The following is a 13224-nucleotide window of genomic DNA, read 5'->3' on the forward strand; positions in this document are numbered from 1 at the left end:
CTAACGATGACGATATCTGCACTGCGCCGCCCGGAGGCTATCGCATTCGCGCTGCGGATGGCGCTCGGTGGTGCGCTTTTGAGCATGACAACCTTTTCAGCACTGGCGGAAGACGCGCCAGCCGCAGCACCGACGCAACCGCCGGATATCCTGCTGGGGCCGCTGTTTAACGACATCCAGAGCGCCAAATTATTCCCCGATCAAAAAACCTTTGCCGATGCGATACCCAGGAGCGATCCGCTGATGATCCTCGCGGATTACCGGATGCAAAAAAACCAGACCAGTTTTGACCTGCGCCATTTTGTCGAGGTGAACTTCACCCTGCCGCAAGAGAAAGAGAAGTATGTGCCGCCGAAGGATCAGACCCTGCGCCAGCACATTGACGGATTATGGCCGGTGCTAACGCGAACCACCGACAGCGCCGAAAAATGGGATTCCCTGCTGCCGTTGCCGAAGCCGTATGTGGTGCCCGGCGGGCGTTTTCGTGAAGTTTATTACTGGGACAGCTACTTCACCATGCTCGGCCTCGCGGAAAGCGATCACTGGGACAAGATCGAAGATATGGTCGACAACTTCGCCTATGAGCTGGATTCATGGGGCCATATTCCGAACGGCAACCGCAGTTACTATCTGAGCCGCTCACAACCGCCCTTCTTCTCTCTGATGGTGGAACTGCTGGCAACGCATGACGGTGACGATGCGCTGAAGAAATACCTGCCGCAGATGGAAAAAGAGCATGCCTACTGGATGGAAGGCGCCGATGCGCTGCAAGCGGGTCAGGCCAGCAAGCGCGTCGTCAAACTACAGGATGGATCGTTGCTCAACCGTTACTGGGACGATCGCGATACCCCACGCCCGGAGTCGTGGCTGGATGATGTCAACACGGCGAAAAGCAATCCGAATCGCCCGGCCACCGATATCTACCGTGATCTGCGTTCGGCAGCCGCCTCTGGCTGGGATTTCAGCTCCCGCTGGATGGACAACCCACAACAGCTCGGCACCATTCGCACCACCAGCATCGTGCCTGTCGATCTCAACGCGCTGATGTTCAAAATGGAGAAAATGATCGCCGCTGCCAGCAAAGCCGCAGGTGATAACGACAAAGCCGCGCGTTATGAATCCCTCGCCAGCGCCCGCCAGAACGCGATGGAAAAAAACCTGTGGAATGAAAAAGAGGGCTGGTATGCCGATTACGATCTGAAAAGCCATAAGGTGCGTAATCAACTGACCGCCGCGGCCCTGTACCCGTTATTCGTTAATGCTGCGTCCCGCGAACGCGCCGCTAAAGTCGCCACTGCCGCCGAGCGCAATCTGCTGAAAGCGGGCGGTATCAGCACCACCACGGTGAACAGTGGCCAGCAATGGGATGCGCCAAACGGCTGGGCGCCGCTGCAGTGGGTGGCGACAGAAGGTTTGCAGAATTACGGACAGGATAAAATCGCCATGGACGTCACCTGGCGCTTTCTGACCAACGTTCAGCATACGTATGATCGCGAGCAGAAGCTGGTTGAAAAATACGACATCACCACAACCGGAACCGGTGGTGGCGGCGGTGAATATCCGTTGCAGGACGGTTTCGGCTGGACCAATGGCGTAACGCTGAAAATGCTGGATCTGGTCTGTCCGAAAGCAAACCCGTGCGACAGCGTTCCGCAAACGCGCCCTGCGGCGCCAGCGGAAAAACAGGCTGCCGCCGCAACACAATAACCCTATAAAACGGGCAGCCACTGGCTGCCCGTTCGCCTTCATTCTGATTATTCCCGCCGTAGCAGCCGGAACACCAGCAAAACGACAATGGAGCCAACGACGGCCACCAGGAAGCTTTGCAGATTAAAGCCTGTGATGCTGCCTCCGATACCGAACATGGTCGCTAACCAGCCACCCACCACCGCACCGACGATCCCGAGAATGCAGGTGAGAATGAATCCCCCTCCATCCCGCCCCGGCATAATCAGTTTAGCGATGACCCCCGCGATGAGTCCGAACACGATCCAGGTAATAATGCCCATGATAACCACCTCCAGGAAAAAACCGTCCAGATGCAGGTCAAAATCCCCTGCCTCAATGGTTCAAGTATAGGTAATTGCACTGGAATATCCCGCCAGCGGCGTTTTTTTTATTGAATTTCACTTTTTTCACTTATTTGCCTTAAGTTCTTCCGGCGGGTGCCGATAACGATGCGAGAATCTGTCATCTGGAGCGATTTGGTGTGAGTCATTACAACGAGCAATTCCTGAAAGTGAGTCCGCTGGCAGTATTAAATGTCCTTCGCGATCTGCATAAAGATCAGGTCCCGCTCCGCGTCTCCTGGGCCTCCGGTCAGTTCATCAGCCGCATTCTGTCGGTCACCGCGGAACAGCTGATTATTGACTTCGGCAGTCAGGAACAGGAAAACCTGGCGGCACAGCACGCGGAAAATTTCCTGATTGATGCGGAAACCAAAGGGGCGAAAGTCGAATTTACCCTGCCAAAACTTGAGGCCATCGATTACCTGTCACTCCCGGCGTTCGCCGCCCCCGTACCGCCATCGTTGTGGTTTGTGCAGCGCAGAGAATTCTTTCGTATTGCGGCGCCTCTGCAGCCGGTTTATCTCTGCACGGCACGACTCCCGGATAACAGCGAATTTCGCTGCCGTCTGTGCGACCTGTCGCTCGGCGGAATGGGGGCATTACTGGAAGGCAAAACCACAACCGGTCTGCAGGTTGGCATGCAGATCCCGCAACTGGCGCTGGATATGGGGGACTGGGGGAAATTTCAGTTTGATGCGCAGTTGATTGCCATCACCGAGCGTAAAGTGGTCGACGGCAAAAACGAAACCATCACCACCCCGCGCCTGAGTTTTCGCTTTCTGAACGTCAACCCGGCGGCGGAGCGCACGCTCCAGCGCATTATCTTCGCCCTGGAGCGCGAGGCGCGCGAACGCGCCAGCAAAGTGCTTTAACTACATTGCATCCATCGCCTGCTGGACTTTCCAGATATAGCGAGGCGCCTGCGGCGCGGGGTGATTTTTGACAACGTGTTCAAAAAACTCATCCGCGTCGAGATCGTTAATCTCATCAATCGCGTCTTTGCGATCGGACGAGAATGTCCGCAGCAGCGCGCCCGCGCCATTAACATACGACACCACCAGCGCGTACTGCATCACTTCCGGGTCTTTAATGCCCGCCAGCACGCCATGTTCCAGAATGCTCAGGTAAGCGGTACCCATTGAGATATTACGTTCCGGGTTTTTCAGCTCACTGGTCGACGGTTGCCCTTTCCAGCCCATATAGCGGTAGACTTCACGCCCGGCGGTGGAGGCTTTTAATTGCATCAGCCCCACGGCGTTGGATTTACTCACCAGTTCCGGGTTGCCGCCCGACTCCACAGCAATAATCGCCGTAATAAGACGCGGGCTGACGCCCCAGGCCGCACCAGCTTTTTCGCTGATCGGCATCCATTGCATCGCCCGTTTTACCGGCGCTTCAGCGTTCCACGGGGGATTGCGGTAATCCTGCTTTGAGCTACATCCGGCAAGCAAGACAAATAAAAAAACGACCCATCTCAATTTCACGCATCTATCCTTTTAGCTGAAGTGTGCCGCTGAAGGTGACAACGACCGGTTCAGGCGGCATGATACCTTTTTCATTGTATGCAAGGAATTAGCATGAGTCTGTTTCATCTGATCGCCCCTTCCGGTTACTGCATTAACCAGACGGCTGCCGCGCGTGGCGTAACGCGCCTGGAGCAGGCCGGACATCGGGTGGAGCATCAGCAGGTTATTCCTCGCCGCGACCAGCGTTTTGCCGGTACTGACGCTGAGCGTCTCAATGATATCAACGCCCTCGCCACGCTGGCGGGCAAAAACCGTATTGTGCTGGCGGTACGTGGCGGCTATGGCGCGAGCCGCCTGCTGGAAGCAATCGACTGGCCCGCGCTTATCGCGCGTCAGCAACGGGATCCGCTGCTTATCTGCGGTCACAGCGATTTCACTGTGATACAGATGGGACTGCTGGCGCTCGGCAACGTCATAACCTTCAGCGGGCCGATGCTGGCGGGCAATTTTGGTGCGGAATCGGTCAATGACTTTACCGAACACCATTTCTGGCAGGCGCTGAAAAATCCGTCGTTCACCCTTGAATGGGCCGGTGACGGGCCGCAGTGCCGGGTGGAAGGCACCGTGTGGGGCGGCAATCTGGCGATGTTTAATACGCTTCTCGGTACGCCGTGGATGCCGGACATTCGCGACGGCATTCTGGTGCTGGAAGATATCAACGAGCATCCGTTCCGCGTCGAGCGTCTGCTGTTGCAGTTACTGCATGCGGGGATCCTGTCCTGCCAGCGCGCGCTGATCCTCGGCAGTTTTAGCGGTGCAGAGCCCAATGATTACGACAACGGCTACAGCCTGGAAACCATGTTCCATTATCTTCGTTCGCGGCTGGATATCCCGGTGATTACCGGTCTGGACTTTGGCCATGAAGCGCGGACGGTGACGTTACCGCTTGGGGCGCAGGGCAAACTGGTCAATACCGCTGCGTCCACCACGCTGACGCTCTCCGGTCATCCGGTGCTGTCAGAAGAAAAATAAATTCATAGCTCTTATTAGACCATTGTTCATGCATAAATATGATAACGTTTTGTAACGCACATCATGCTGTAGAGGAGATCGTGAACATTGGACGCTGGGGCGGTTATTAGTCTGTTTATTCTGGGTTCTGTTTTAGTAACCTGTAGTATTTTATTAAGTTCATTTTCTTCACGTCTCGGTATCCCGATTCTGGTTATCTTTCTGGCGATTGGCATGCTGGCCGGTGTTGATGGCATCGGCGGCATCCCTTTCGACAACTACCCCTTCTCGTACATGATCAGTAACCTCGCGCTGGCAGTGATCCTGCTGGACGGCGGGATGCGCACCCAGGCCAGTTCGTTTCGCGTCGCCCTTGGCCCGGCGCTGTCGCTGGCGACGGTAGGCGTACTGATCACCTCCGGGCTGACCGGCATGATGGCGGCATGGCTGTTCCACCTGAATCTGATTGAAGGGTTGCTGATTGGCGCGATCGTTGGCTCCACTGATGCTGCGGCAGTATTTTCCCTGCTCGGCGGCAAAGGGCTTAACGAACGTGTGGGTTCGACGCTGGAGATTGAATCCGGCAGTAACGACCCGATGGCGGTGTTTCTGACCATCACGCTGATTGAGATGATCCAGCAGCATGAGGCCGGGCTGAGCTGGCTGTTTGTCGCGCATCTGCTGCAGCAATTCGGGCTGGGTATTCTGATTGGTCTGGCTGGCGGTTATCTGCTATTGCAGATGATTAACCGCATCGCCCTGCCCGCCGGGCTCTATCCGCTGCTGGCGCTGAGCGGCGGGATCATGATTTTCGCCATCACCACCTCAATTAATGGCAGCGGCATTCTGGCGATTTATCTGTGCGGTTTCCTGCTGGGCAACCGGCCCATTCGTAACCGCCACGCTATCCTGCAAAACTTCGACGGACTGGCCTGGCTGGCGCAAATCGGCATGTTCCTGGTGCTGGGTCTGCTGGTGAACCCGTCTGATCTGCTGCCGATTGCTGTTCCGGCGTTGATCCTCTCCGCATGGATGATTTTCTTCGCCCGCCCGCTGTCAGTGTTTGCCGGGCTATTGCCGTTCCGTGGTTTTAACCTGCGCGAACGTATTTTTATCAGTTGGGTTGGCCTGCGCGGCGCGGTGCCGATTATTCTGGCGGTATTCCCGATGATGGCGGGGCTGGATAACGCCCGTCTGTTCTTCAATGTGGCGTTCTTCGTGGTGCTGGTGTCGCTGTTGCTGCAGGGCACATCGCTCTCCTGGGCGGCGAAAAAAGCCAAAGTGGTGGTGCCGCCAGTGGGCTGGCCTATCTCCCGCGTCGGGCTGGATATTCACCCGAACAATCCGTGGGAGCAGTTTGTTTACCAGCTCAGCGCAGACAAATGGTGCGTGGGCGCGGCGCTCCGCGACCTGCATATGCCGCCGGAAACCCGCATTGCAGCACTGTTTCGCGACAATGTTCTGCTGCACCCGACCGGCAGCACGCGGTTGCGGGAAAACGATATTCTCTGCGTGATTGGCCGGGAGCATGATTTACCCGCGCTCGGCAAACTGTTCAGCCAGGCGCCGCCGGTGGCGCTGGACCAGCGTTTCTTCGGTGATTTCATCCTCGAAGCGACGGCAAAATTTGCCGATGTGGCACTGATTTACGGTCTGGATGGCGGTGAAGAGTTTCGCGACAACCAGCAGTCGCTGGGTGATCTGATCCAGCATCTGCTCGGCGCGGCACCGGTTGTCGGTGACCAGGTGGAGTTCGCCGGGATGATCTGGACGGTGGCGGAGAAAGAAGATAACGCGGTACGCAAAGTGGGTGTCCGCGTCGCGAATGAAGAAACTGAGTGAGTCGCAGGCCGGGTAGGCGTAGCGCCACCCGGCACAACGTTACACCGTCACAACTGGCACTCTCGGTGCCAGCGCGCACATCAGTTCATAGCCAACCGTTCCGCAGGCCGCGGCTACATCATCAATCTTAATCTCTTTGCCCCACAGCTCGACCGACGTACCGATCCCCGCCTGCGGACATGGCGTTAAATCGACCGCCAGCATATCCATCGACACAGTGCCGACAATACCCGTGCGCACGCCGTCCACCAGCACCGGTGTACCGTCCGGGGCATGGCGCGGATAACCATCCGCATAGCCACAGGCGACGATGCCAATACGCTGCTCCTGCGCTGCCTGGTAACGCTGGCCGTAACCGACGCCCTCGCCCGGTTTCAGGTTCTGCACGGCGATGATTTCGCTGCTGAGCGTCATTACCGGCTTCAGGCCGCTGTTGGCGATGTCCTGCCACTGGCCCGACGGCGAGGCGCCGTACAGCACGATCCCCGGGCGCACCCAGTCATAATGCGCTTCCGGGTGCCACATCGTGGCGGCAGAGTTTGACAGTGAACGGGCGCATTCCAGCCCTTCTGCCGCCTGCTCCACACGCGCCATGGCCTCCACAATGCCGTCCGGGCGTTCAGCTACCGCAAAGTGCGACATCAGTGTCATTTCACCGACGCCAGGCAATGCGCGTAGTTGCTGCCAGACGGTGTGAAGACGATCCGGCGCAAAGCCCAGCCGGTTCATGCCGCTGTTCACTTTGACGTAAACGTCCAGCGGCGCATTGAGACGGGCATTCTGAATGGCTTTGATTTGCCAGTTACTGTGAATACTGGTGGTCAGCCGGTACTTGTCGAACAGTTCCAGTTCATCGGCATGGAAGAAGCCTTCCAGCAACAGGATCGGTCCTTTCCAGCCGCGCTCACGCAGCATGATCGCCTCTTCGAGATTCAGTAAGGCAAAACCATCTGTGCTGTTTAATGCGCTCCAGATACGTTCCAGACCGTGACCATAGGCATTGGCTTTTACCACCGACCACACCCGCGACTGAGGGGCGGCACGGCGGATAATGTTCAGGTTCTGACGCAGTGCCTGCAAATCAATGCTGGCCTGTACAGGACGAGACATGACGGCTCCTTATTGATGTGCACCATGCAAATGTTGCGCGCGGGACGGCGTAAAGCCAGCCTGATAACGGGCCACGCTCAGGTCATCAAACGGGATCGCTGGCGTACGCCCGGAGATCAAATCGCTGATGAGCTGGCCAGAGCCGCAGGCCATCGTCCAGCCCAGCGTGCCGTGTCCGGTATTCAGCCACAGGTTTTTGTACGGCGTGCGACCGACGACTGGCGTACCGTCCGGGGTCATCGGACGTAATCCGGTCCAGAACGTCGCTTCTTCCACCACGCCGCCGCGCGGGAACAGGTCACGCACCACCATTTCCAGCGTTTCACGGCGTTGCTGCAACAGATCAGTATTAAAGCCGACAATCTCCGCCATCCCGCCGACACGAATGCGCTGGTCAAAACGAGTGATGGCGATTTTGTAGGTTTCATCAAGGATAGTCGACACCGGCGCGCCGTCGTCATCTTTGACCGGAATGGTCAGCGAATACCCCTTCAGCGGATAAACCGGAATATCCACCACGCCTTTCAGCATCGAGGTGGAGTACGAACCAAGCGCCAGCACAAACGCGTCCGCTTTGAACAGCTCGTCACCGCACTGCACGCCGTGGATCTGGTCGCCGTCGTACAGTAAGCGGTCAATCGGCGTATTAAAGCGGAATTTCACTCCCGCCTGCTCCGCTAGTTTCGCCAGTCGCTGTGTAAAGAGCTGGCAGTCGCCGGTTTCATCGTTCGGCAGACGCAGACCGCCGGTCAGTTTATGCGCCACTTCTGCCAGCGCAGGCTCAACCTCCGCCAGACGGTTCGCCTCCAGCAACTGATACGGCACGCCAGCGTCTTCCAGTACCGCGATATCGCGGGTGGCGTTTTCAAACTGTTGTTCGGTACGGAAAAGCTGTAGCGTGCCGCCCTGGCGACCTTCGTACTCGATCCCGGTGGATTCACGCAGGGCTTTCAGGCAGTCACGGCTGTACTCTGCCAGCCGCACCATCCGGCCTTTGTTCTCCATGTAATGGCGCGTGTCGCAGTTACGCAGCATCTGCCACATCCACTTGAGCTGGAATTGCGTTCCATCGAGGCTAATCGCCAGCGGCGCATGACGCTGGAACATCCATTTGATCGCCTTCAGCGGCACGCCCGGCGCCGCCCAGGGCGCAGCATAGCCCGGGGAAATTTGCCCGGCGTTTGCGGCGCTGGTTTCCAGCGCCGGCCCGGCTTCACGGTCAATGACCGTCACATCATGTCCTGCCTGGCTCAAATACCAGGCGCTGGTCACGCCGACAACGCCACTTCCCAGTATGACAACACGCATAGCCACTCCATCTGTGCAAAAGAACAATCATCTAATTACAAATTGATAACGCAGATGAAAATATTATTCAACATATGCTTTTTTTATGGTGACTTGTCTCACACTGCGCCCCGCCAGCCGGGTGATACGAGATTTAGAATCTCCTGCTGTGCGCTAAATTTACTCAGCGAAAAATTCTGTGCAATCCCTTTTTCCTCGCCATTGTCATGGAAAAATCGCAAAGAAAAAATTTCCCTTGCCCTGTGGTTTATGACGCGGTGTTCTATGCTTGAAAAGAGGCTCTCCAGACAGAGAGGGCCGCCAACAATGAGGGCGCGCTAATGGCTACGATTGACTCCATAAATAAGGACAGCACACGTCTGAGCGATGGACCCGACTGGACCTTCGACCTGCTGGATGTTTATCTGGCGGAGATCGACCGGGTGGCGAAACTCTACCGACTGGAAACTTATCCGCATCAAATCGAAGTCATTACGTCTGAACAGATGATGGACGCCTACTCAAGCGTCGGGATGCCGATCAACTACCCGCACTGGTCGTTCGGCAAAAAGTTCATCGAAACGGAACGGGCCTATAAGCACGGTCAGCAGGGGCTGGCCTATGAAATTGTGATTAACTCCAATCCCTGTATCGCTTATCTGATGGAAGAGAACACCATTACCATGCAGGCGCTGGTGATGGCGCATGCCTGCTACGGGCATAACTCGTTCTTCAAAAACAACTACCTGTTCCGCAGCTGGACGGACGCCAGCTCCATCGTCGACTACCTGATTTTCGCCCGCAAATACATCACCGATTGCGAAGAGCGTTACGGAGTGGATGAGGTCGAAAAACTGCTCGATTCCTGCCACGCGCTGATGAACTACGGCGTGGACCGCTACAAACGCCCGCAAAAAATCTCCCTGCAGGAGGAGAAAGCGCGGCAGAAAAGCCGGGAAGAATATCTGCAAAGCCAGGTGAATATGCTGTGGCGTACCCTGCCGAAGAAAGAGGAAGAGAAGACCGTGGAATCTGCGCGTCGCTACCCCTCTGAGCCGCAGGAAAACCTGCTCTACTTTATGGAGAAAAACGCGCCGTTGCTGGAGTCATGGCAGCGGGAAATCCTGCGCATCGTGCGTAAAGTGAGCCAGTATTTTTACCCGCAAAAACAGACGCAGGTGATGAACGAAGGCTGGGCGACCTTCTGGCACTACACCATCCTCAACCATCTGTATGATGAGGGCAAAGTGACCGAACGCTTTATGCTGGAGTTTTTGCACAGCCACACCAACGTGGTGTTTCAGCCGCCCTATAACAGCCCGTGGTACAGCGGCATTAACCCGTATGCGCTGGGCTTCGCGATGTTCCAGGACATCAAGCGCATTTGTCAGTCGCCAACCGACGAAGACAAATACTGGTTCCCGGATATCGCCGGCTCCGACTGGCTGGAGACAGTGCATTTCGCGATGCGCGACTTTAAAGACGAGAGCTTCATCAGCCAGTTCCTGTCGCCGAAAGTGATGCGCGATTTCCGCCTGTTCACTGTGCTGGATGACGATCGCAATAACTACCTGGAAATTGCCGCCATTCATAACGAAGAGGGCTACCGGGAGATCCGCAATAAGCTGTCCGCCCAGTACAACCTCAGCAATCTCGAGCCGAACATTCAGGTGTGGAACGTGGATCTGCGCGGCGACCGCTCGCTAACGCTGCGCTACGTGCCACACAACCGCGCGCCGCTTGATTTAGGGCGTCGGGAAGTGCTGAAGCATGTGCACCGGTTGTGGGGGTTTGATGTGATGCTGGAGCAGCAGAACGCTGACGGCAGCATCGAGCTACTTGACCGCTGCCCGCCGCGGCAGAATCTGGTGTAAATAAAAACCCGGCCTTGTGTGCCGGGTTTCTTTTTTGCAAAGGCGGATCAGCGGCTGTGAATGGCGAGGTCGCCGGGCAATGTTTTCTGCATCCGATGCCAGATCTCACCGCTGTCATGACCGTAGCGGCGCACAATGTCGTACACCTGCTCGTATAACCCCTCTTCACACACTTTCACCAGACGATGATAGAACCCCATCGCCAGGCTGCGCGCTTCCGGGTTGGCAAAGTAGTGACGACCGATGCGGGTATATAACCCTTTCATGCCGTTAATGATAAGCCCGTAGATAGGGTTGCCGGAGGCGAACGCCAGGCCGCGGAAAATGTTGTAATCCAGCTCGGCGAACGCGTCGGCGTGATCTTCAATTTCCCGCGCGCTGGCCAGCACTTCGAGCGCTTTTTCAGGGTGCTGACGAAACGCGGTGCGGATAAAGATCGTCGAAATGTTGGTGCGCACGGACAGCAGGTTGTCGATCAACTGCGGAACGCTTTCGTGATCGAGGCGCGCCAGCGTCTCCAGAATATTGAGACCGGACGTTTCCCAGAAGTTATTCACTTTCGTCGGTTTACCATGCTGAATGGTCAACCAGCCGTCACGGGCTAAACGTTGCAACACTTCGCGTAAGGTGGTGCGCGTCACGCCGATTAATTCAGAGAGTTCACGTTCAGCAGGGAGAATAGAACCTGGTGGAAAGCGGTTATTCCAGATGCTTTCGATGATGTACTCTTCCGCGAAACCCGCCGGGCTCTGCGCCTTAATGACCATAGAGAGATTTCCATTACACAGCGTTGCAAAAAATTGGACTCATCATACCAGAGCAAAACAGGGGCAGATAGCACGCACGGTGAATTAAAAAGGGATCGTGGTTTTATTTTTTTACATTCCTTCAGCCATGCCGGAACAGGACTTCGCACTTTTGCGCCCATCGCCTCTGTTTCGTTTACACTATACTTTTGTTTTTTTTGGCGGGATGGATGTTCGTCGTGGAAATCTCTTATGGTCGCGCGCTGTGGCGCAACTTTCTTGGTCAGTCCCCGGACTGGTACAAACTCACTCTGGTACTTTGCTTAATCATCAACCCGATTGTCTTTTACCTCAGCCCCTTTGTGGCGGGCTGGATGCTGGTGATTGAGTTCATCTTTACACTCGCGATGGCGCTGAAGTGTTACCCGCTGCTGCCCGGCGGCCTGCTGGCTATTGAAGCAGTGGCCATCGGCATGACCAGCGCGGAACATGTGCGCGAAGAGATCAGTAATAATCTCGAAGTGTTGCTGCTGCTGATCTTCATGGTCGCGGGCATTTATTTTATGAAGCAACTGCTGCTCTCTATCTTCACGCGCCTGCTGCTGAGCATTCGCAGTAAAACGGTCCTTTCCCTCGCCTTCTGCCTGGCGGCGGCGTTTCTCTCCGCCTTCCTCGACGCGCTGACTGTCGTCGCGGTGATCATCAGCGTCGCTGTCGGTTTTTATGGCATTTACCATCGCGCTGCCTCCAGTCGTACGGATGACAACGACATGCGCGACGATCGCGACATCGACAAAAACGACCGCCAGGTGCTGGAGCAGTTTCGCAGTTTCCTGCGCAGCCTGATGATGCATGCGGGCGTCGGCACCGCGCTCGGCGGCGTGATGACCATGGTCGGCGAGCCGCAGAATCTGATCATCGCCAAAGCGGCGGGCTGGGATTTTGGCGCGTTCGTCATTCGCATGTCGCCGGTAACGCTGCCGGTGCTGGTGTGCGGGCTGCTCACTTGCGCACTGCTGGAGAAATTCCGCTGGTTTGGCTATGGCGAAACGCTGCCGGAGTCCGTGCGCAAAGTGCTGCACAACTATGACGAGCGCAGTCGTCAGCAACGGACCCGTCAGGAAACGATGCGCCTTATTGTACAGGGCATTATTGGCGTCTGGCTGGTGGTGGCGCTGGCACTGCATCTGGCGGAAGTCGGGCTGATTGGTCTGACGGTAATCATTCTCGCCTCGTCGCTCTCCGGCGTGACGGATGAACACGCCATCGGCAAGGCGTTTACTGAAGCGTTACCGTTCGCTGCGCTGCTGACTGTCTTTTTCGCTGTGGTTGCGGTGATTATCGAGCAGCATCTTTTTGCGCCGATCATTGCCTTTGTTCTCAAAGCCTCGCCCCATGCGCAACTGTCGCTCTTTTATCTTTTCAACGGCTTGCTGTCGTCCATTTCCGATAACGTGTTCGTCGGAACGGTGTATATCAACGAAGCGAAAGCCGCATTTGAACAAGGTATTATCAGCCTCAAGCAGTTTGAACTGCTGGCGGTGGCAATCAACACCGGCACCAACCTGCCCTCCGTCGCCACGCCAAACGGCCAGGCGGCGTTTCTGTTCCTGTTGACCTCGGCGCTGGCACCGTTGATTCGTCTCTCGTACGGGCGAATGGTCTGGATGGCGCTGCCCTACACGGTGGTACTGACCCTGGTCGGGTTGTTGTGCATCGAATTTACGCTGATGCCAGTCACTGAATGGTTATCCACTCAGGGACTCATAACCATGCCGAATGTATCCCCGTAGCATCAATAATTTATAAGCCCGAAAGG

Annotated in this window: 10 protein-coding genes and 2 pseudogenes; 6 read left to right on the forward strand and 6 right to left on the reverse strand. The window is 56.3% G+C overall.

Features of this window, described 5'->3' with window-relative positions:
- Positions 1-6 precede the first annotated feature (6 nt).
- A complete protein-coding gene (locus tag QMG90_RS12495; protein ID WP_283279956.1) occupies positions 7-1707 on the forward strand; it encodes an alpha,alpha-trehalase in 1701 nt (566 codons plus the stop codon).
- Between the two features lie 47 nt (positions 1708-1754).
- Here the strand turns inward: QMG90_RS12495 and QMG90_RS12500 are convergent, their stop codons facing one another.
- Positions 1755-2009, reverse strand: coding sequence for a GlsB/YeaQ/YmgE family stress response membrane protein (locus QMG90_RS12500; RefSeq protein ID WP_038153748.1), 255 nt, complete (start codon positions 2007-2009; stop codon positions 1755-1757).
- Positions 2010-2209: 200 nt separating this feature from the next.
- Here QMG90_RS12500 and ycgR point away from each other — a divergent pair, with 200 nt between their 5' ends.
- Positions 2210-2941 carry a flagellar brake protein YcgR gene (ycgR, locus tag QMG90_RS12505; RefSeq protein WP_283279959.1) on the forward strand — a complete coding sequence of 244 codons (732 nt, stop codon included), beginning with the start codon at positions 2210-2212 and terminating at the stop codon, positions 2939-2941.
- Here ycgR and emtA read toward each other — a convergent pair whose 3' ends face one another.
- Entirely contained in the window at positions 2942-3553 is a 612-nt protein-coding gene (emtA, locus tag QMG90_RS12510) for a membrane-bound lytic murein transglycosylase EmtA (protein ID WP_054180585.1), read from the reverse strand.
- A gap of 93 nt (positions 3554-3646) precedes the next feature.
- Between emtA and ldcA the strand changes: the two genes are divergently transcribed.
- Positions 3647-4567, forward strand: a complete 921-nt coding sequence (gene ldcA / locus QMG90_RS12515) for a muramoyltetrapeptide carboxypeptidase (RefSeq protein ID WP_283279961.1) — start codon at positions 3647-3649, stop codon at positions 4565-4567.
- 87 nt (positions 4568-4654) lie between these two features.
- A pseudogene (locus QMG90_RS12520) lies at positions 4655-6322 on the forward strand (potassium/proton antiporter); the annotation flags it as partial.
- Between the two features lie 3 nt (positions 6323-6325).
- Here the strand turns inward: QMG90_RS12520 and QMG90_RS22545 are convergent.
- From QMG90_RS22545 to QMG90_RS12530, 3 genes and pseudogenes are all read right to left on the reverse strand, one after another.
- A pseudogene (locus tag QMG90_RS22545) lies at positions 6326-6373 on the reverse strand (hypothetical protein); the annotation flags it as partial.
- Positions 6374-6427: 54 nt separating this feature from the next.
- Complete coding sequence (gene dadX, locus QMG90_RS12525; protein WP_283279963.1) at positions 6428-7498, reverse strand: catabolic alanine racemase DadX; 1071 nt, start codon at positions 7496-7498, stop codon at positions 6428-6430.
- Positions 7499-7507: 9 nt separating this feature from the next.
- On the reverse strand, positions 7508-8806 hold the full coding sequence (locus QMG90_RS12530; protein WP_283279964.1) for a D-amino acid dehydrogenase: 1299 nt from the start codon (positions 8804-8806) through the stop codon (positions 7508-7510).
- 320 nt (positions 8807-9126) lie between these two features.
- On the opposite strand from QMG90_RS12530, the gene QMG90_RS12535 reads away from it, so the two are divergent.
- On the forward strand, positions 9127-10659 hold the full coding sequence (locus QMG90_RS12535; RefSeq protein WP_283279965.1) for a SpoVR family protein: 1533 nt from the start codon (positions 9127-9129) through the stop codon (positions 10657-10659).
- A 47-nt stretch (positions 10660-10706) separates the two neighbouring features.
- Here QMG90_RS12535 and fadR read toward each other — a convergent pair whose 3' ends face one another.
- Positions 10707-11426 (reverse strand): fatty acid metabolism transcriptional regulator FadR, encoded by a 720-nt coding sequence (gene fadR / locus QMG90_RS12540; RefSeq protein ID WP_049857668.1) that lies wholly within the window; start codon positions 11424-11426, stop codon positions 10707-10709.
- 218 nt (positions 11427-11644) lie between these two features.
- On the opposite strand from fadR, the gene nhaB reads away from it, so the two are divergent.
- Positions 11645-13198, forward strand: a complete 1554-nt coding sequence (gene nhaB, locus QMG90_RS12545; protein WP_283279966.1) for a Na(+)/H(+) antiporter NhaB — start codon at positions 11645-11647, stop codon at positions 13196-13198.
- Positions 13199-13224 lie beyond the last annotated feature (26 nt).

It is taken from the genome of Trabulsiella odontotermitis, from assembly GCF_030053895.1.
Lineage (GTDB): Bacteria > Pseudomonadota > Gammaproteobacteria > Enterobacterales > Enterobacteriaceae > Trabulsiella > Trabulsiella odontotermitis_C.

Coding starts and splice junctions, on each gene's coding strand:
- QMG90_RS12495 (WP_283279956.1), top strand. CDS start 7: ATGACGATATCTGCACTGCGCCGCCCGGAGGCTATCGCATTCGCGCTG.
- QMG90_RS12500 (WP_038153748.1), bottom strand. CDS start 2,009: ATGGGCATTATTACCTGGATCGTGTTCGGACTCATCGCGGGGGTCATC.
- ldcA (WP_283279961.1), top strand. CDS start 3,647: ATGAGTCTGTTTCATCTGATCGCCCCTTCCGGTTACTGCATTAACCAG.
- dadX (WP_283279963.1), bottom strand. CDS start 7,498: ATGTCTCGTCCTGTACAGGCCAGCATTGATTTGCAGGCACTGCGTCAG.
- QMG90_RS12530 (WP_283279964.1), bottom strand. CDS start 8,806: ATGCGTGTTGTCATACTGGGAAGTGGCGTTGTCGGCGTGACCAGCGCC.
- QMG90_RS12535 (WP_283279965.1), top strand. CDS start 9,127: ATGGCTACGATTGACTCCATAAATAAGGACAGCACACGTCTGAGCGAT.
- fadR (WP_049857668.1), bottom strand. CDS start 11,426: ATGGTCATTAAGGCGCAGAGCCCGGCGGGTTTCGCGGAAGAGTACATC.